General features: G+C 71.1%; 15 protein-coding genes and 1 tRNA gene. 4 read left to right on the top strand and 12 right to left on the bottom strand.

Going from position 1 to position 17734, the window contains the following annotated elements:
- Positions 1 to 68: 68 nt before the first annotated feature.
- The 6 genes from pknB to ACZ6SQ_RS19310 all read right to left on the bottom strand — a co-directional run bounded on the left by pknB (position 69) and on the right by ACZ6SQ_RS19310 (position 8257).
- On the bottom strand, positions 69 to 2063 hold the full coding sequence (gene pknB / locus ACZ6SQ_RS19335) for a Stk1 family PASTA domain-containing Ser/Thr kinase (RefSeq protein WP_469563362.1): 1995 nt from the start codon (positions 2061 to 2063) through the stop codon (positions 69 to 71).
- 171 nt (positions 2064 to 2234) lie between these two features.
- Positions 2235 to 3704: a peptidoglycan D,D-transpeptidase FtsI family protein gene (locus ACZ6SQ_RS19330; RefSeq protein WP_469563359.1), complete on the bottom strand. Its 1470-nt coding sequence runs from the start codon at positions 3702 to 3704 to the stop codon at positions 2235 to 2237.
- Complete coding sequence (locus tag ACZ6SQ_RS19325) at positions 3701 to 5137, bottom strand: FtsW/RodA/SpoVE family cell cycle protein (protein WP_469563356.1); 1437 nt, start codon at positions 5135 to 5137, stop codon at positions 3701 to 3703. Before ACZ6SQ_RS19325 ends, ACZ6SQ_RS19330 begins: the two co-directional genes overlap by 4 nt.
- A 27-nt stretch (positions 5138 to 5164) precedes the next feature.
- Positions 5165 to 6709 carry a Stp1/IreP family PP2C-type Ser/Thr phosphatase gene (locus tag ACZ6SQ_RS19320; RefSeq protein WP_469563353.1) on the bottom strand — a complete coding sequence of 515 codons (1545 nt, stop codon included), beginning with the start codon at positions 6707 to 6709 and terminating at the stop codon, positions 5165 to 5167.
- Between the two features lie 140 nt (positions 6710 to 6849).
- Positions 6850 to 7365, bottom strand: coding sequence for an FHA domain-containing protein FhaB/FipA (locus ACZ6SQ_RS19315; RefSeq protein ID WP_386377929.1), 516 nt, complete (start codon positions 7363 to 7365; stop codon positions 6850 to 6852).
- A 10-nt stretch (positions 7366 to 7375) separates the two neighbouring features.
- On the bottom strand, positions 7376 to 8257 hold the full coding sequence (locus ACZ6SQ_RS19310) for an FhaA domain-containing protein (RefSeq protein WP_469563349.1): 882 nt from the start codon (positions 8255 to 8257) through the stop codon (positions 7376 to 7378).
- A gap of 516 nt (positions 8258 to 8773) precedes the next feature.
- Between ACZ6SQ_RS19310 and ACZ6SQ_RS19305 the strand changes: the two genes are divergently transcribed.
- The 4 genes from ACZ6SQ_RS19305 (at position 8774) to ACZ6SQ_RS19290 (ending at position 12339) form a co-directional block, all read left to right on the top strand.
- Positions 8774 to 8860, top strand: a tRNA-Leu gene (locus ACZ6SQ_RS19305).
- 409 nt (positions 8861 to 9269) lie between these two features.
- Entirely contained in the window at positions 9270 to 10673 is a 1404-nt protein-coding gene (locus ACZ6SQ_RS19300) for a DUF2252 domain-containing protein (protein ID WP_469563593.1), read from the top strand.
- Positions 10674 to 10886: 213 nt separating this feature from the next.
- Positions 10887 to 11873, top strand: coding sequence for a hypothetical protein (locus tag ACZ6SQ_RS19295; RefSeq protein ID WP_469563589.1), 987 nt, complete (start codon positions 10887 to 10889; stop codon positions 11871 to 11873).
- Positions 11874 to 12009: 136 nt separating this feature from the next.
- The gene (locus ACZ6SQ_RS19290) at positions 12010 to 12339 is read left to right on the top strand and encodes a rhodanese-like domain-containing protein (RefSeq protein ID WP_469563586.1); all 330 of its coding nucleotides are present in this window, start codon (positions 12010 to 12012) and stop codon (positions 12337 to 12339) included.
- A 77-nt stretch (positions 12340 to 12416) separates the two neighbouring features.
- On the opposite strand, the gene ACZ6SQ_RS19285 is transcribed toward ACZ6SQ_RS19290, so the two are convergent.
- From ACZ6SQ_RS19285 to paaA, 6 genes are all read right to left on the bottom strand, one after another.
- On the bottom strand, positions 12417 to 13553 hold the full coding sequence (locus ACZ6SQ_RS19285; protein ID WP_469563346.1) for an acyl-CoA dehydrogenase family protein: 1137 nt from the start codon (positions 13551 to 13553) through the stop codon (positions 12417 to 12419).
- A 116-nt stretch (positions 13554 to 13669) separates the two neighbouring features.
- Positions 13670 to 14734, bottom strand: coding sequence for a 2Fe-2S iron-sulfur cluster-binding protein (locus ACZ6SQ_RS19280; protein WP_469563344.1), 1065 nt, complete (start codon positions 14732 to 14734; stop codon positions 13670 to 13672).
- Positions 14734 to 15282: a 1,2-phenylacetyl-CoA epoxidase subunit PaaD gene (gene paaD, locus ACZ6SQ_RS19275; RefSeq protein ID WP_469563341.1), complete on the bottom strand. Its 549-nt coding sequence runs from the start codon at positions 15280 to 15282 to the stop codon at positions 14734 to 14736. The genes ACZ6SQ_RS19280 and paaD overlap by 1 nt, the downstream gene beginning before the upstream one ends.
- Positions 15276 to 16028, bottom strand: a complete 753-nt coding sequence (paaC, locus tag ACZ6SQ_RS19270; RefSeq protein WP_469563339.1) for a 1,2-phenylacetyl-CoA epoxidase subunit PaaC — start codon at positions 16026 to 16028, stop codon at positions 15276 to 15278. The genes paaD and paaC overlap by 7 nt, the downstream gene beginning before the upstream one ends.
- On the bottom strand, positions 16025 to 16312 hold the full coding sequence (gene paaB, locus ACZ6SQ_RS19265) for a 1,2-phenylacetyl-CoA epoxidase subunit PaaB (protein ID WP_356689295.1): 288 nt from the start codon (positions 16310 to 16312) through the stop codon (positions 16025 to 16027). Before paaB ends, paaC begins: the two co-directional genes overlap by 4 nt.
- On the bottom strand, positions 16309 to 17325 hold the full coding sequence (paaA, locus tag ACZ6SQ_RS19260) for a 1,2-phenylacetyl-CoA epoxidase subunit PaaA (RefSeq protein WP_469563336.1): 1017 nt from the start codon (positions 17323 to 17325) through the stop codon (positions 16309 to 16311). The genes paaB and paaA overlap by 4 nt, the downstream gene beginning before the upstream one ends.
- Between the last annotated feature and the right edge of the window lie 409 nt (positions 17326 to 17734).

The raw sequence follows: 17734 nt of genomic DNA, 5'->3' as shown, positions 1-17734 counted from the left end.
CCCCGGACGGCACGGAGCCCCGGCCCCCCGTGAGGGGCCGGGGCTCCGTCGTGCGCGGACCGGTCCGGTCAGTCGAGGCCTCCGATGATGCCTCCGTCGCCGCTGCCCCCGCCGTTGTTCTGGCCGAAGTTGACGGTCGTCAGGGTGATCTGCGTCCCCGCCGGGTCCTCGGTCTTCTTGTCGGGCTTCGGGTCCTGGTCGATGACGAAGGCGGTGTCGCTGCCGTCGCTGCCGCCCGCGAACTGGATGTTCGTGAAGCCCGCCTGGTTCAGGATCTGCCGGGCCTCGGCGACCGTCCGGTTGCGGACGTCCGGGACCTGGATCTCCTGCTTCTTCTTCTCACCGATGTTGATCGTCACCGTCGAACCCGGCTCGACCTGCTGGCCGATCGCGGGAACGGTGTCGATCACCACGTTGACCTTGCTGTCGTCGTCCGTGGGGACGTTGACGCAGTTGCCCTGCAGGTTGTTGGCCTCCAGCTGGGCCTTGGCGGCGTCGCAGCCCTGGCCGGCGACGTTCGGGACGGTCGCCTGCTCCTTCTCCTTGGCGACGGTGAGCTCCACGGTCGAGCCCTTCTCCACCTCGTCGCCGAGCTCCGGAGTCTGCTCCAGGACCGTGTTCGCCTCCTCGGTGGACGACTCCTCGTACGTCACCTTGACGGTGAAGTTGTACTTGTCGTCCTCCAGGATCGACTTGGCCTCGTCCAGGCTCTTGCCGGTCACACTCGGCACGGCCACCTTGGGTGCGCCCGTGGACACCACGAGGGTGACCGTCGAGCCCTTGTCGACCTCGGTGTTCGCCTTGACGTCCTGCTCGCAGATCTTGTCCTTGGCCGTGTTCTCGCACGGTTTGGGGTTGAACGTGAGCTTGAGCGAGACGTTGTCGGCTTGTCGCTGGGCCTCGTCCTTCGTCAGGTCGACGAAGTTCGGGACCGTCGCCGTGCCGTTGTCGGCGCCGTTGCCGTTGAAGATCCACTTGCCGATGAGGATCGCGCCGACCAGGACCAGGACGGCCGCCACGACCAGCAGGATCGTGGAGTTGCTCGACTTCTTCTGACGCCGCCGGTCGGGGCGGTCGTCGTAGCCGAAGCCGCCGTCGTCCGGGTTCATCGGGGGCAGCATCGAGGTGGCGCCCGCGTCGGCCTGGCGCAGGGCCGTGGTCGGCTGGTCGTCCGGGTAGCCGCCGTAGCCGACCGCGCCCATCGCGGCCGTCGCGGCGACCGGCTGGCCGTCGAGGCAGGCCTCGATGTCGGCACGCATCTCGTCGGCCGACTGGTAGCGGTAGTTGGGGTCCTTGACCAGTGCCTTGAGGACGATCGCGTCCATCTCCGGCGTGATCTCGGGGTCGAAGACCGACGGAGGCTGCGCCTCCTCCCGCACGTGCTGGTACGCCACCGCGACCGGGGAGTCGCCCACGAAGGGCGGCCGGACCGTCAGCAGCTCGTAGAGCAGACAGCCGGTGGAGTACAGGTCGGACCGGGCGTCGACCTGCTCGCCCTTGGCCTGCTCCGGCGAGAGGTACTGCGCGGTGCCGATCACGGCCGAGGTCTGGGTCATCGTCATGCCGGAGTCGCCCATGGCGCGGGCGATGCCGAAGTCCATCACCTTGACCTGGCCGTTGCGCGTCAGCATGACGTTCGCCGGCTTGATGTCGCGGTGGACGATGTTGTTGCGGTGCGAGTACTCCAGCGCCTGGAGGATGCCGATGGTCATCTCCATCGAGCGCTCCGGCAGCAGCTTGCGGCCGCTGTGCAGCAACTCACGGAGCGTGGAGCCGTCGACGTACTCCATGACGATGTACGGGATCGAGACCCCGTCGATGTAGTCCTCGCCCGTGTCGTAGACCGCGACGATCGCGGGGTGGTTGAGCGAGGCGGCCGACTGGGCCTCCCGGCGGAACCGGGCCTGGAAGGAAGGATCGCGCGCGAGATCCGCGCGCAGCGTCTTCACCGCCACGGTGCGGCCGAGGCGCGTGTCATGCGCGAGGTAGACCTCGGCCATGCCACCACGGCCGAGCACCTGGCCCAGCTCGTACCGGCCGCCGAGGCGACGCGGCTCTTCCATAGCTACCTACCAGCCCTCTCCGTCGGGTCCCGGTCCGCACGCCTGTGCGGCCGGAGGCTGCCGTCCGGGCCTACCGTACCCGGCTCTCTTTGTGCGACCTGGCCAAGCCCGTCAACCCGATACAGGACCGGTATCGCAGCGTGCAACGATGTGAAGGGGATGTGCTCGGCATCACTTCTTGCTCTCGATGACCGCCTGCATCACATCCCGGGCGATCGGACCGGCCAGACCGCCACCCGAGATGTCGTCACGGTTGGCGGCGCCGTCCTCCACGACCACGGCCACGGCGACCGGCGCGCTGTCCCCGACCTTGGCGTAGGAGATGAACCACGCGTAAGGCTTCTCACTGTTGTTCAGGCCGTGCTGGGCCGTACCGGTCTTGCCGCCGACCGTGGCCCCGTCGATCTTGGCCTTGCCGCCGGTGCCCTGCGGGTCGTTGACGACGGACTCCATCATCTGCTGGAGCTTCTGCGCCGTCTCGGGGGAGACCGCCTGGGACAGCTCCTCGGGGTCGGTCGTCTCGATGGTGTCCAGGCTCGCGGTCTTGATCTGGTCGACCATGTACGGCTTCATCAGCGTGCCGTTGTTGGCGATGGCCGAGACGACCATGGCCATCTGGAGCGGGGTGGCCCGGTTGGAGGCCTGACCGATGCCGTCCATGGCGTTCTGCGGCCGGTTGTCCTCGGGGTAGATGCTCTCCGCGGCACGGACCGGGGTGTCCAGCTCCTTGTTGTTGTAGCCGAACTTCTCCGCCTGCTCGATCATCTTCTCGTTGCTGACGGAGTCCGCGAGCTTCGCGAAGACGGTGTTGCAGGACACCATGAGCGCGTACCGCAGGGTGGCGTTCTTGCACTCGCCGTGCTGGTTGGTCAGGTCGGTGCGGGTGTCCGGCAGCTCGTACGGGTCCGGGGTCTTGGTCTTGTCGTCGATGCCCGAGACGACGCCGTTCTCCAGGGCAGCGGCCGCGGTGACGACCTTGAAGGTCGAGCCGGGCGGGTAGACCTCGCGCAGCGCCCGGTTCAGCATCGGGTCGTCGGGGTTGTTCTTCTTCTGGGCGGCGTTCCAGGCCTTCTCGTCGTCGCCGGTGGTGCCGGCGAACTTCGAGGGGTCGTAGGACGGCGTGGAGACCAGCGCGAGGATCTTGCCGGTGGACGGCTCGATCGCGGCGACGGCGCCCTTCTTGTTGCCCAGGCCCTCGTAGGCGGCCTTCTGAGCGGCCGCGTTGAGGGTGGTGACGACGCTGCCGCCCTCGCGCTCCTTGCCGGTGAGCATGTCCAGGGTGTTGCGGAAGAACAGCCGGTCGTCGTTGCCGGTGAGGATGCCGTCCTCGAGCTTCTCCAGCTGGTTGGCGCCGAAGGCCTGCGAGGAGTAGCCGGTGACCGGCGCCCACATGGGGCCGTTCACCCAGGTCCGCTTGTACTTGAAGTCGCCGGACTCGTTCTCGACGGAGCCGGTGATCGGCTTGCCGTCGACGATGATGTTGCCGCGCGGGATGGAGTAGCGCGCGATGTTGACCCGGCGGTTGTTGTCGTCGGTGGCCAGCTCGTTCGCCTTGACGTACTGGAGCCAGTTGTCGCGGATGAGCAGCGTCAGGATGAGCAGCCCGCAGAAGATCGCGATCCGGCGCAGGGGCTTGTTCACGGGCGGACCACCTGGGTCATCTCGGCGTCGGGGTTCGGGGCGGGCGACGGCGCCGGGCGGCGCGCGGTGTCGCTGATTCTGAGCAGGATGCCGATCAGCGCCCAGTTGGCGATGACGGAGGAACCGCCGTACGCCAGGAAGGGCATCGTCATACCGGTCAGCGGGATCAGCCCCATGACGCCGCCCGCGACGACGAAGACCTGGAGGGCGAAGGCGCCGGACAGGCCGATCGCGAGCAGTTTGCCGAAGGGGTCGCGGGCGGCGAGGGCGGTGCGCACGCCGCGTTCCACGATCAGGGCGTAGACGAGCAGGATCGCCATCAGGCCAGCCAGGCCCAGCTCCTCGCCGAAGGTGGCGAGGATGAAGTCGGAGTTGGCGGCGAAGCGGATCAGCTCGGAGTGGCCCTGGCCCCAGCCGGTGCCGAGGGTGCCGCCGGAGCCGAACGCCCACAGGGCCTGCATGGCCTGCTCGGAGTGGCCGACCACACCCTGGCGGGAGAGCGTGTACTCGCGCATCGGGTCGAGCCAGGCGTCCACACGCTGCTGGATGTGCGGCTCGAAGGAGGCCACACCCACGGCGCCGACCGCGGACATCAGCAGACCGAAGACGATCCAGCTGGTCCGCTCGGTGGCGACGTACAGCATGATGACGAACATTCCGAAGAACAGCAGCGACGTACCGAGGTCGGTCTCGAAGACCAGGATGAGGATCGAGATCCCCCAGACGACCAGGATCGGGCCGAGGTCGCGGCCGCGGGGCAGGTACAGGCCCATGAAGCGGCGGCTGGCCAGGGCGAGCGCGTCGCGCTTCACCATCAGGTAGCCGGCGAAGAAGATCGCGAGGACGATCTTCGCGAACTCACCGGGCTGGATGGAGAAGCCGGCGACGGAGATCCAGATCTTGGCGCCGTAGATGTTCTGGCCGAGGCCCGGCACCAGCGGCAGCAGCAGCAGGAACACCGCGCCGAGCATGGAGATGTACGTATAGCGCTGCAGGACGCGGTGGTCCTTCAGGAAGATCAGCACCACGATGAACAGCGCGATGCCCATCGCCGTGTACAGCAGCTGTCGGGGCGCGGCCGTACCGGCCTGCCCGATCGACTGCAGCAGCTTGGACTGGTCCAGGCGCCAGATCGCGACGAGCCCGAGTCCGTTGAGCAGCGTGGCCAGCGGCAGCAGCAGCGGGTCCGCGTACGGGGCGAACTTGCGTACGACCAGATGGCCGACGCTGGCCAGCAGGCCGAGGCCGAACCCGTAGGCCAGCAGACCGGAGGGCACCTCGTCGTTGATGGCCAGGCCTACGTTGGCGTAGGCGAAGACCGGGATGACGACGGCGAACACGAGCAGCGCGAGCTCGGTGTTGCGCCTGCTGGGCGCTCCGATGGCGCCGATCGTGGACGTGTGGTGCGTCGACGTGTTGGTAGTACTGCTCATCGTGTGACGGGGCCTCTCACGGCTCGCCTACTGCTTACCGCAGAGCGAGACGACCTTCTGCTCTTCCTCCGACAGGCTCGGGCCGGGGCTGGGAGTGGTCGCGGTGGGGGACGTGGACGGGTCGGGGGTGGTGGCCGACGGGTTCGGCGATGACGAGGCCGACGGTGTCGGCGACGCCTTGGACGCGAACGAGGTGCGGGTGGTTCCCGTGGTGCCGCCGGCCTCGCCCTCGCCGGTCTTCGCGTTCTTCTCGCTCTCCGCGGCACGCCGCTCGGCGCTCTTGCGGCACGCGGAGGCCTGCACGGACAGCTCGTCGATTTTCGTCTGGGCGTTCTTCAGGCCGCCCTCGGCGATCGTCGCCTTCACTGCCTTCTGCTGGTAAGGCGGCAGGTACTTGAGTTCGATCTCGGGGTGGTCCTTCTCCACCTTCGACAGCGACACCCAGGCCAGGTCCTGGCTGATGCCGCGGTAGAGGGCGACGTGCTCGCCGTTGGTGCCGACGTAGTACTGGGTCTGCGTCCAGCGGTAGCCGCCGTACAGACCCGCTCCCACGACGGCCAGCGTGAGCCCGATGTAGACCGAGCGCTTCAGCCATCTGCGGCGGGGGCGCTCCTTGACGAAGTCGTCGTCGCCGAAACCGAAGCCGTCGGTGGGGATGAACCCGGTGATGTCGCCGGAGCCGGGCGGGCCGAACTCGCCGCCGCCCTGCTGCTGCCTGCGGCCGAGGCCGGAGGCGCGGCCGGCCGGCGTCTGCATGATGCCGTTGTCGTGCAGCTGGTGCTGGTTCTCGGCGACCGCGCCGACCACCACGGGGGCGTCGGAGATGTGGCCGGCGAGGGTGTCACCGGTGTCCAGGTCGAGGACGTCCGCGATGATCACGGTGATGTTGTCGGGCCCGCCGCCGCGCAGCGCGAGCTGGATCAGCTCGTGCACGGTCTCCTGCGGGCCCTGGTAGCTGGCGAGGGTGTCCTCGAGGGTCTGGTGGGACACCACGCCGGACAGGCCGTCGGAGCAGATCAGATAGCGGTCGCCCGCCCTGACCTCGCGGATCGACAGGTCGGGCTCGACATGGTCGCCGCTGCCCAGCGCGCGCATCAGCAGGGAGCGCTGCGGGTGGGTGGTGGCCTCTTCCTCGGTGATCCGGCCCTCGTCGACGAGGCGCTGCACCCAGGTGTGGTCCTGGGTGATCTGTGTCAGGACGCCGTCGCGCAGCAGATAGGCGCGGGAGTCCCCGACGTGGACGAGGCCGAGGCGCTGGCCGGTCCAGAGCAGGGCGGTGAGCGTGGTGCCCATGCCCTCCAGCTGGGGGTCCTCCTCGACCATGGAGCGCAGCTGGTCGTTGGCCCGCTGCACGGCGGCGCCGAGGGAGGTGAGCACGTCGGAGCCGGGGATGTCGTCGTCGAGGGCGACGATGGTGGAGATGGCCTCGGAGGAGGCGACCTCACCCGCGGCGGCGCCGCCCATGCCGTCGGCGATCGCGAGCAGCCGGGGACCGGCGTAACCGGAGTCCTCGTTGCCCTCGCGGATCATGCCCTTGTGCGATCCGGCGGCGAAGCGCAGTGACAGACTCATGCCCACCTCGCCCGTCGGCTCCGCATGCAGCCGGTCGTGTCGAGCCACACTGCCCACCCTCCGGTCGGGAGCGCGCCGGTGCCCGGGGTGCCGGTCTCCGCCGCGTGCTCGCTCCGCTCGCGCTCATTCATGATGTAGCACTACTTCCGCAGCTCGATGACGGTCTTGCCGATGCGGATCGGCGCACCCAGCGGAATCGGTGTGGGGGTCGTCAGCCGGCCGCGGTCGAGGTAGGTGCCGTTGGTGGAGCCCAGGTCCTCGACGATCCACTGACCGTCCCGGTCCGGGTAGATCCTGGCATGGCGGCTGGAGGCGTAGTCGTCGTCCAGCACGATCGTGCTGTCGTGCGCACGGCCCAGCGAGATGGTCTGCCCCTGCAGGGCGACGGTGGTGCCGGTCAGTGTGCCTTCTGTCACCACCAGCTTGGTGGGAGCGTTACGGCGGCCCCGGCCGCCCGCGGGTGCGGGCTGCTGGCGCTGCTGGGGCGGCGCCTGGCGGGCAGCCTGCTGCTGCCGCCCGGCGTCGCGGCGCGATCCGCGCTGGGTGACGCGCGTACCGAACAGGTCGCTGCGGATGACCTGAACGGCCACGATCACGAACAGCCACAGTACGGCCAGGAAACCCAGCCGCATGACCGTGAGGGTCAGCTCTGACATTGCCCCCGGATCACCCTTCGGCTTGCCTATAGATAACGGTGGTGCTGCCCACGACGATCCGCGAGCCGTCGCGGAGCGTAGCGCGGGTGGTGTGCTGCCCGTCCACCACGATGCCGTTGGTGGAGCCGAGATCCTGGACAGTCGAGGGCGTTCCGGTCCGGATCTCGCAGTGCCGTCGGCTCACGCCGGGGTCGTCGATCCGTACATCGGCCTCGGTGCTGCGGCCCATCACGAGCGTGGCGCGGGAGATCTGGTGGCGGGTGCCGTTGATCTCGATCCAGAAGCGGGTGCGTCCGCCGGCCGCGGGGCCGGCGGGGGCGCCGCCGTGCCGCGGTCCGGCGGGCGGCTGCGGGGCGGGGGCGGGCTGCGGATAGCCGTAGCCGCCGGCCCGGGCGCCGGGCGGCGGTGCCGCCGGCATCGGCGGGGCGCCCGCGGGGGCGCCTCCCGGCTGCGGGTATCCGTAGCCGCCGGGACGCTGGTTCGCGGCAGGGGCGCCGGGCGCCGGGGCCTGGCTGCTGGAGGAGGCGAGGGTGCGGCTGCGAACGCGGTACAGGCCGGTGTCGAGGTCCTCGGCCTTCTCCAGGTTGACCTTGATCGGTCCCATGAAGGTGTAGCGCTGCTGCTTGGCGTAGTCGCGGACCATGCCGGCGAGCTCGTCGCCGAGCTGCCCGGAGTACGGGCTGAGCCGCTCGAAGTCCGGTGTGCTCAACTCCACGATGAAGTCGTTCGGCACGACGGTCCGGTCGCGGTTCCAGATGGTCGCGTTGTTGTCGCACTCGCGCTGGAGCGCGCCGGCGATCTCCACGGGCTGGACCTCGGACTTGAAGACCTTGGCGAAGGTGCCGTTGACCATGCCTTCGAGACGCTGCTCGAAACGCTTCAGGACTCCCATGAGGCACCTCCTCTGTCGCTGTCGTCCTGCCTGCTGCTGCTTCTTGCCTGGCTGTTTCCTACCGGTACTGCTTACTGATCGTATCCACGCACCGGTGGATCGGCTGGTTCCCCCTGGTGAACCGGCCGACCGGTGTCATCAGGTGTCGTCCGGCGACCGTCCCGAGCCGACCCGGGTGGTGCCCGGGGCCGCTTGTCGCTGTCCGCGGTGCCGACTGGTTGCCGACGCCTCCGACAGTTCCCCCCGCGGGGCCCGTTCGAACTCCGCCGGGCTCCGCTTCTGCCATGGATCGTAGAGGCGGCCCCGGACCAGTGTCCCGCACGTGGCTGTGCTCGCGGTCCTGCTCCTGTGAGGACGGGGTGGACCGGTACAGGGTTGATACGTGCCACTGCCTGCCCCGGGCGGCCCCTGGGGGCGGGGGAAAGGGATGTGAATCCATCCCGTCCAGCGTGCTAATGTTCTGCATGTCGGAAGGCGCCGCACCGAGAAGCACCGGGGCCCGAGGACACACCCAATGCGCGGGTGGCGGAATAGGCAGACGCGCTGGATTCAGGTTCCAGTGCCCGCAAGGGCGTGGGGGTTCAACTCCCCCCTCGCGCACCAGACGAGACGGTCGTCATCGTGAAAACGATGGCGGCCGTTTTGCGTTGGGCTTCTTGTCGTGGTTGTCCGGGGTGGGATGCCGACAGGGTCCGGGCCGTGGTGTGCCTGGGGGCGGGTCCTCGCGATGGGGCACGTTCGTGACGGGGCGGGTTCCTGGCAGGGCGCGTTCGTAGCGATGGCCGCACGGGGGCCGCAGGTGAAGCCCGCTTCGCGGGAGCCGTGTTCGTGTGATGAAGGCCACGGGCGGGCGGGGCGTTGTCCACAGGGTGGCAGGCCACGGTGCGGACGGGTGGAGTTGTCCACAGGGTCTGACGTGTTTCGGCCACCGGCTGTACGGTTCGGGCCTGATTGATGTTCATGTCGATGCGGCGCGGCGGGTACGCGTCCGCGGAGTGCGGGGGAGGCGGTCCTGGTGGCCGACGGTGCGGAGCGGCGACTGCCGCGGGTGCGGGGGTTCGCCGAGTGGCCGGGCGCGGGATCGCCCCGTGAGGAGGGCAAGGAACTGCGCCGCCGGGTGCCGCGCGACGCACACGCCCTCCTCGACCTCGACGGCTCCCGGCCGGACGCGCTCGGCGCCGTGGCGGAGTCCAGCCGCGGCCGTCTGCCCGAGCTGGCGCCGATAAGGGTCGGCAGGATGGCGGCCACCCCGTTCGCCTTCCTGCGCGGCTCGGCGGGCCTGATGGCCCATGACCTGGCCCGCACTCCCATGACCGGGATCCGCGCCCAGATCTGTGGCGATGCCCACGCCGCCAACTTCGGCCTGTACGGCGACGCCCGCGGCGGCCTGGTCATCGACCTCAACGACTTCGACGAGACCGTCGTCGGCCCCTGGGAGTGGGACCTCAAGCGGCTCGCCGCCTCGCTCGTGCTCGCGGGCCGGGAGGCCGGCGCCGACGAGGACACCTGCCGCAAGGCCGCCCGCGACGCCGCCGGCGCCTACCGGCGCACCATGCGGCTGCTCGCCAGGCTGCCCGTGCTGGACGCGTGGAACGCCATCACGGACGAGGAGCTCGTCTCCCACACCGACGCCCACGACCTGCTCGGCACCCTGGAGCGGGTGATGGAGAAGGCGCGTGCCAACACCAGCGGGCGCTTCGCGGCGAAGGCGACCGAGCCCGCCCCGGACGGTGGACGCCGCTTCCAGGACGCCCCGCCCGTGCTGCGGCGGATCCCGGACGCGGAGGCCGCCGCGGTGGCCGCCTCCCTCGGGGACTACCTCGGCACGCTCTCCGAGGACCGCCTGCCGCTGCTCGCCCGGTACGCGGTGCAGGATGTGGCCTTCCGTATCGTCGGCACCGGCAGCGTGGGCACGCGTTCCTACGTCGTGCTGCTCCTCGACCACCGCGGGGAGTCCCTGGTCCTCCAGGTGAAGGAGGCCCGTCCGTCCGCGCTGCTGCCGCATCTGGCCGCCGCCGGCCTGGAGGCGCCCACCGCCGGGCACGAGGGCCGGCGGGTGGTGCTCGGGCAGAAGCGCATGCAGGTGGTCAGCGACATCCTGCTGGGCTGGACCACCGTCGACGGCCGGGACTTCCAGGTGCGGCAGTTCCGCAACCGCAAGGGCAGCGTCGACCCGGCCGCGCTCGCCGCCGACCAGGTCGACGACTACGCCCGGATGACCGGCGCCCTGCTCGCCCGCGCCCACTCGCACAGCGCCGACCCGCGCCTGGTCGCCGGGTACTGCGGGAAGAACGAGGAGCTGGACGAGGCGATCGCCACGTTCGCCGTCGCCTACGCGGACCGCACCGAGGCGGATCACGCGGAGCTGGTGGCCGGGGTCCGCGCGGGGCGGATCGCCGCGGAGATGGGGGTCTGAGGTCGTGGCGGGTCCTGCGGAGTCAGGAGTCAGGAGTCTGAGGTCGTGGTGGGTCCTGCGGGGACGGGGGTTTGAGGTCGTGGCGGGTCCTGCGGTTCGCACGTTTCGGGAGGTCGTCCAGCCGTGTCCTACGCTGGTCGGGTGACGAGCTCGGAAGCTGAGCAGGGTGAGGGCAACGTGGCCGGGGTGACCGGGGCGGTGCCCGAGGGTGGTGTGCCGGGGTCCGGCGACGGGTCCGCGGAAGCGGGTGGCGGCCCGGGGGCCGGGGAGGGCTCGCAGGGCTCTTCGGCCAGCCAGGTCCCGCCTGAGCCTCAGGGTGCGCCGGAAGCGGCCGGCTCTCCGGGCGCGCAGGACTCCAGCGCCGAGCAGGGCCCGCCGGCCGCCGCGCAGGCCTCGTCGGGCTCCGCGCAGGCCTCGTCGGGCTCCGAGTCGCCCGAGGAGCGGCTGGATCGGGCGGTGCGGGCGGCCGAGCAGGCGCTGATCGAGTTCGAGATCGCCGTGGAGACCTTCCGCATCGAGGTCGAGAACTTCTCCCGGCTCCACCACCAGCGGCTCGGCCCGATGTACGCCCGGCTCGAGGAGCTGGACGCCCTCATAGCCGAGGCGCGCGCGGCCCGTACCCAGGACCCCGAGGACCTGCGGGTCGCCCAGGAGCTGCGGGCCCGGGTGCTGCCCATGCCCAGCGTCGAGGAGCTGTTCCACGGCTGGATGGACGGGGACGGGCTGTTTCCGGAGGCCACAGCGATGCTGACCGGTCAGGCCGTGCAGCCGCCCGCGCGGGTGCGCCCCAGCGAGGAGGCCCGCAAGCTCTACCGCGAGCTGGCCCGCAAGGCGCATCCGGACCTGGCGCAGGAGGAGGGCGAGCGCATGCGGCGTGAGGAGTTCATCACCCGTGTGAACTCCGCCTACGCCCGCGGCGACGTGGCGCAGCTGCGGCAGCTGGCCGAGGAGTGGGCGCAGGGCCCCGCGCCCGTGGACCGCGGCCCGACCCGCAGCGAGGAGCTGTACGCCCGCCTCGACTGGCTGGCCCGGCGCAAGGAGATGCTCTCCGTGATCGCCAAGGAGCTGGAGGAAGGCGCGATCGGCGCGATGCTCCGGCTCGCCCCGGACGACCCGGACCGGCTGCTGGACGAGATCGCCGAGCAGCTGCTGACGGAGGTCGCCAAGCGGGAGACGGAGCTGGCCGGGCTCCAGGGGTAGGGGCCGCGGCTCCACCGGGGGGCTTCGGCCGGTGGGCGTCGGCCGACCGACGGTGGCCGGTCGGCGGTGGGCGGATCGCGGGCCTACGGTGCTTCGGCCGAGGTCGGGTAGCGTCGGGGGCATGAACTTCGGAGGAGTGCCCACAGTCGAGGTCACGGACCTCAAGGACGACGACTTCCTGCTGGACGTCCGTGAGAACGACGAATGGCAGGCCGGTCACGCCGAGGGGGCGCTGCACATCCCCATCAGCGAGTTCGTGGCCCGCTACGGCGAGCTGACCGAGGCCGCGCCGCAGGACGGCCGGGTCCATGTGATCTGCCGCTCCGGCGGGCGTTCGGCGCAGGTCGCCATGTATCTGGTCCAGCAGGGCATCGACGCGGTGAACGTGGACGGCGGCATGCAGGTGTGGGCGGCCGTGGGCCGGCCCGTCGTGACGAACGAGGGGCAGCCCGGGTTCGTCCTGTGATTTCGGGTCAGGGGCGGCTCGGGTCGGCGCTGTGAGCCGCCCCGGGGTCGCTCCCGTCTCCGTGGCCTGTCCTGCGGTCAGCCGCTGAGGGGGTGGGCCGCCAGCAGGTCTCCCAGGGCGTCCTCGTGGGCCGCCGCCGGGCCGAGCGACAGTTCCAGGTGCTTGGCCCAGGCGTGATAGCGGTGCAGGGGGTAGTCGACGTCCGCGCCGAAGCCGCCGTGCAGGTGTTGGGCCGTCTGCACCACGCGTCGCACTCCCTCCGACGCCCAGATCTTCGCGACGGCCACGTCCCCGGACACCGGGAGCGCGCCCGGCGTCCCTGAACCGAGCCGCCAGGCTGCCTGCCAGAGGGTGACCTCCATCGCGCGCAGGTCGATGTAGCGGTCGGCGGCCTGCACGGCGACCGCCTGGAACGTGGCGAGCGCATGCCCGAACTGCTCGCGTGTGCCGGTGTAGTCGGCGGTCATCCGCAGCACCCGTTCCCCGAGGCCCAGCGCCAGGGCGCAGGTTCCGGTGGCCAGCAGCTCGCGCAGCCACTCCCAGGCCCCGTCCGCCGTCACCACGCATCGCCGCGGCAGACGTGCCGAGTCCAGCCGCAGTTCGCCGAGGCGTTCGCCGGTCGTGGAGATCTGCTCGGCGAGGGTGGTTCCGGGGTGGCCGTGCGGGACCAGGGCGAGGACGCTGCGGCCGCTGCCGGTGTGCGCGGGCACGAGAACATGGTCGGCGTCGAACGCCCACGGCACCGCCGTCTGCACGCCGTCCAGCACCCATTCCGGCCCGTCCGGGCGTGCGGTGACGGCCAGTTCGGCCGGGTCGTGGCCGGTACGGCCGTGCGCGGCGACGGTCAGCACGACCTCGCCCCGGCCCGTTCCGGCGAGCAGCCCGGACGTCAACTCCGGTTCGGCGTGCGCCTGGAGGGCGGCGGCGGCCGCACAGCTCTCCAGCAGGGGGACGCGGGCCAGCACCTTCGCGGACTCGCGCAGCACCCCGCACAGCGTGACGGCGTCCAGGCCCGCTCCGCCATGCGTCTCGTCCAGCAGCAGGCTCAGCAGATCCGCCTCGGCCAGCCTGGCCCACAGCTCCCGGTCGAAGCCCTCGGCGACGGCGCCCCTGGTCAGCGAGGGGCTGGGCACGGAGTCGGGCGCGACGCCGGCGAACACCCCGCGGGCCGCCTCGGCGGCCGCCTCCTGCTCCTCGGTGAAGGTGAAGTCCACGGTCCTGGCCTCCCGACGACTCCGCCGGCCCGGCACGGCTGCCGGACCTGACGGGGCGTCAAGATAGAACAGGTTCTAGGAGAAGGGAATGCCGAGTCCTCAGCGGTCTCAGCGTCTCAGCGGTCGAAGTCCAGCTCCACCTTCTCCGTCGCCGGGTGCGACTGGCAGGCGAGGACGTATCCGGCGTCCGTCTCCTCCGGCTCCAGCGCGAAGTTGCGGTCCATGCGGACCTCGCCGGAGACGAGGAAGGCCCGGCAGGTGCCGCAGACCCCGCCCTTGCAGGCGTAGGGCGCGTCGGGGCGGTTGCGCAGCACCGTGTCGAGCAGGGACTCGCCGTCCTGCACCGGCCAGGTGCCGCCGCGGCCGTCGAGCCGAGCGGTCACCGTGCTGTGCGCGGGGGCGGCGATACGGGCCTTCGGGGCCTCGCCGTTGTCCACGTGGAAGATCTCCTCGTGGATCCGGGTGCGGGGCACGCCGAGGCCGCGCAGCGTCTGCTCGGCGCCCTGCACCAGGCCGTACGGCCCGCACAGGAACCAGCCCGCGACCTCGTCCACCGGCAGCAGCGCGGGCAGCAGCCCGGTCAGCCGCTGCCGGTCGAGCCGGCCGGTGGGCAGCCCGGCCTGCTGCTCCTCCCGGGAGAGGACCGTGACCAGCTGGAACCGCTCGGGGTAGCGGTCCTTCAGGTCGGCGACCTCTTCCAGGAACATCGTCGAGGCGGCCGTGCGGTCGCCGCGTATCAGGCAGAACCGGGCTCCGGGCTCGCGCGCCAGCAGGGTGGAGACGATCGACAGCACGGGGGTGATCCCGCTGCCGCCGACGATCGCCGCGTACAGTCCGGGCGCCGGGTCGAGGGTGAAACGGCCGGCCGGGGTCATGACCTCCAGCTCGTCGCCGATGTTCACCTCCTTGAGCGCGTACGTCGAGAACGCGCCGCCGTCCACCAGGCGCACGCCGACCCGCAGGGTGCGGGGGCCGTCGTCACCGGGTGCGGGGGCGGGGGCGCAGATCGAGTACGTCCGCCGGATCTCGGCCCCGTCGGCAAGCCGTCGCAGCGCCAGATGCTGGCCGGGCGCGAAACGGTAGGCCTCGCGCAGCTCCGGGGGCACGGCGAAGGTGAGGGCCACGGAGTCGTCGGTGAGCTGGTCGACCGCGGCCACCGGGAGCGTGTGGAAGCGGGCCATCACAACTCCTTGAAGTGGTCGAAGGGTTCACGGCAGTCGAGGCAGCGGCGCAGGGCCTTGCAGGCCGTGGAGGAGAAGCGGGTGAGCAGCTCGGTGTCGGCGGAGCCGCAGTGCGGGCAGGTCACGGGCTCCGCACCGGGGTCGGGCTCGGCCGCCGTGGGGGCCGCGGTGCGGGTCGCGCCGAGGGTCAGGGCCACCGGCCCGGCGTCGTGAAGCGCCCGCGGGGGCGCGATGCCGAACTCCCGGAGCTTGCGACGGCCTTCGGCCGATATGTCGTCCGTGGACCAGGCCGGCGCGAGCACCGTGCGGACCGTGACCTCGCGCATCCCGTGCGCGTGCAGCACCCGTTCGATGTCGGCGGACATGGTCTCCAGCGCCGGACAGCCGGTGTACGTCGGGGTCAGCTCGACCTCGACCGCGTCCGCGCCGCGCAGATGCACGGCACGCAGTACGCCCAGCTCCTCCAGGGTGATTACGGGGAGCTCGGGGTCGGGCACCGATCCGGCGAGCGCGAGCAGCTCGGCCTCCAGCGGGGTGACGGTCACCATGACGCCCCCGGGTGGCTGCGGTGCAGGTGCTGCATCTCGGCGAGCATCCGGCCGAACGACTCGGTGTGCAGGCCCTCGCGGCCCGCTCCGGCCGCCCAGGCTCCGGTGCGCGGGCCCTCGGGGACGGTCAGGGTGGCCTCGCGCAGCACGTCCTCGACGGCGGCGAGCCAGGCCGCCTCCAGGGCCTCGCGGTCCACGTCCAGGCCTTCCACCGGGCGGAACATCTCGCCGGTGAACCGCCACAGCGCCTGACAGGCCCGCTGCATGCGCTCATGGCTGACGTCGGTGCCGTCGCCCAGGCGCAGGGTCCACTGCCGGGCGTGGTCGCGGTGGTAGGCGACCTCCTTGACGGCCTTCGCGGCGAGCGGGGCGAAGGGGCCTTCGCCCGCGGCCAGTTCGGCGTACAGCAGGTGCTGGTAGGTGGAGAAGTACAGCTGGCGGGCGATGATGTGCGCGAAGTCGCCGCCCGGCTGCTCCACCAGCTGCAGGTTGGTGAAGGCGCGCTCCTCGCGCAGGTAGGCCAGTTCGTCCTCGTCGCCCGCCATCGACAGCAGCACGCGCGCCTGGCCGAGCAGGTCGAGCGCGATGTTGGCGAGGGCGACCTCCTCCTCCAGGACGGGGGCGTGGCCGATGGTCTCGCCCAGGCGGTGGGAGAGCACGAGGGCGTCGTCGCCGAGGGCGAGGGCGGCCGTGACGGCGCTGGTGACGGTCGCCTCGGGGGTGACGGTCGTCTCGGAAGCGGTCACAGGTGCTTCACCCCCTCCGGGATCTCGTAGAACGTCGGGTGCCGGTACGGCTTGTCGGCGGACGGCTCGAAGAACGGGTCCTTCTCGTCCGGTGAGGACGCGGTGATCGCCGACGAGGGCACGACCCAGATGGACACGCCCTCGCCGCGCCGGGTGTACAGATCGCGGGCGTTGCGCAGGGCGAACTCCGCGTCCGGTGCGTGCAGGCTGCCGGCGTGGGTGTGGGAGAGGCCTCGGCGCGAGCGCACGAAGACCTCCCACAGGGGCCAGTCGGTGGTGCTCATGCGTGCGTCTCCTCGCGCTCACCGATGTGCTGGGTGCTGTGCTTGGCCGCGTAGGCCGCGGCCGCGTCCCGGACCCACGCGCCTTCGTCGTGGGCCTGCCTGCGCTGGGTCAGGCGCTGTTCGTTGCACGGGCCGTTGCCCTTGAGGACGTCCCAGAACTCCGTCCAGTCGATGGCGCCGAAGTCGTGCTGTCCCCGCTCCTCGTTCCACTTCAGGTCCGGGTCGGGCAGCGTCAGGCCCAGGGACTCGGCCTGGGGGACGCAGATGTCGACGAAACGCTGGCGCAGCTCGTCGTTGGAGTGACGCTTGATCTTCCACTCCATCGACTGCGCGGAGTGCTGCGACTCGTCGTCGGGCGGGCCGAACATCATCAGGGACGGCCACCACCAGCGGTCGACCGCGTCCTGCGCCATCGCGTGCTGCTCCGGGGTGCCGTTGCTCAGCGCCAGCAGCGCTTCGTACCCCTGGCGCTGGTGGAACGACTCCTCCTTGCAGACCCGGACCATCGCGCGTGCGTACGGCCCGTAGGAGGCGCGGCACAGCGGCACCTGGTTGGTGATCGCGGCGCCGTCCACCAGCCAGCCGATCGCGCCGACGTCCGCCCAGGTCAGGGTGGGGTAGTTGAAGATCGAGGAGTACTTCTGGCGGCCGCTGTGCAGCTTGTCGAGCAGCTCGTCACGGCTGGTGCCGAGCGTCTCGGCCGCGCTGTACAGATACAGCCCGTGGCCCGCCTCGTCCTGGACCTTGGCCATCAGGATCGCCTTGCGGCGCAGCGAGGGCGCGCGGGTGATCCAGTTGGCCTCCGGCTGCATGCCGATGATCTCGGAGTGCGCGTGCTGCGCGATCTGGCGCACCAGGGTCGCGCGGTAGGCGTCCGGCATCCAGTCGCGCGGCTCGATGCGCTCCTCCGCGGCCACGGCCGCGTCGAAGGCGCGCTGGTACGCCTCGTCGGTGCCGCCGGGGCCTTGCTGCTCCGGTGTACGGGCCGTCTGGTGCGCGGCTGCTGTCGCCATGAGGTCCCCTCGACCACGGGCTCTGCCCTGAGCCTCTCCCGACCGATCGTTCGGTCCGTGCGATTCCATGGTGGGACGGGCGCCGTAAGGTGTCAACCGTTGTGGATAACCCGTCCGGGGTCGCAGGTCCGTCGTGGGTCCCCGCCGGGGGCTGCGCCGGGACGGTCGGGCTGAGTACCGTTCCGCGTGCGAGTGCCGGGGGACGGTCCGCGCGGACCTCTCGAGTCCGTCGGCCGCGGCGCTCGCCGCATCGACCGGGCCGGCGGCATCGGCCGTACCGCGAGTCGGCGCGGGTCGGCTCACGCGGGCGCGGGTGGTCGCGGGCAGTCGCAGGTATCTGACCGGCGGGGGATCGGGGAATCGGGGCGTGATGGACGCGCACGGCGCTAGGGACGCGGACGAGGGGCAC

Source organism: Streptomyces sp. NPDC048600, assembly GCF_055587025.1.
Note: the sequence above shows the minus strand (reverse complement) of the source record. Positions and strands in the feature narration are given on the sequence as shown.

What these genes read in the sequence shown, in the direction of transcription:
- ACZ6SQ_RS19315 (WP_386377929.1), bottom strand. Translation starts at nt 7,365, where the DNA reads ATGTCAGAGCTGACCCTCACGGTCATGCGGCTGGGTTTCCTGGCCGTA.
- ACZ6SQ_RS19320 (WP_469563353.1), bottom strand. Translation starts at nt 6,709, where the DNA reads ATGAGTCTGTCACTGCGCTTCGCCGCCGGATCGCACAAGGGCATGATC.
- paaB (WP_356689295.1), bottom strand. Translation starts at nt 16,312, where the DNA reads ATGAGCACCACCGACTGGCCCCTGTGGGAGGTCTTCGTGCGCTCGCGC.
- paaD (WP_469563341.1), bottom strand. Translation starts at nt 15,282, where the DNA reads ATGGTGACCGTCACCCCGCTGGAGGCCGAGCTGCTCGCGCTCGCCGGA.
- paaA (WP_469563336.1), bottom strand. Translation starts at nt 17,325, where the DNA reads ATGGCGACAGCAGCCGCGCACCAGACGGCCCGTACACCGGAGCAGCAA.
- ACZ6SQ_RS19280 (WP_469563344.1), bottom strand. Translation starts at nt 14,734, where the DNA reads ATGGCCCGCTTCCACACGCTCCCGGTGGCCGCGGTCGACCAGCTCACC.
- pknB (WP_469563362.1), bottom strand. Translation starts at nt 2,063, where the DNA reads ATGGAAGAGCCGCGTCGCCTCGGCGGCCGGTACGAGCTGGGCCAGGTG.
- ACZ6SQ_RS19325 (WP_469563356.1), bottom strand. Translation starts at nt 5,137, where the DNA reads ATGAGCAGTACTACCAACACGTCGACGCACCACACGTCCACGATCGGC.
- ACZ6SQ_RS19310 (WP_469563349.1), bottom strand. Translation starts at nt 8,257, where the DNA reads ATGGGAGTCCTGAAGCGTTTCGAGCAGCGTCTCGAAGGCATGGTCAAC.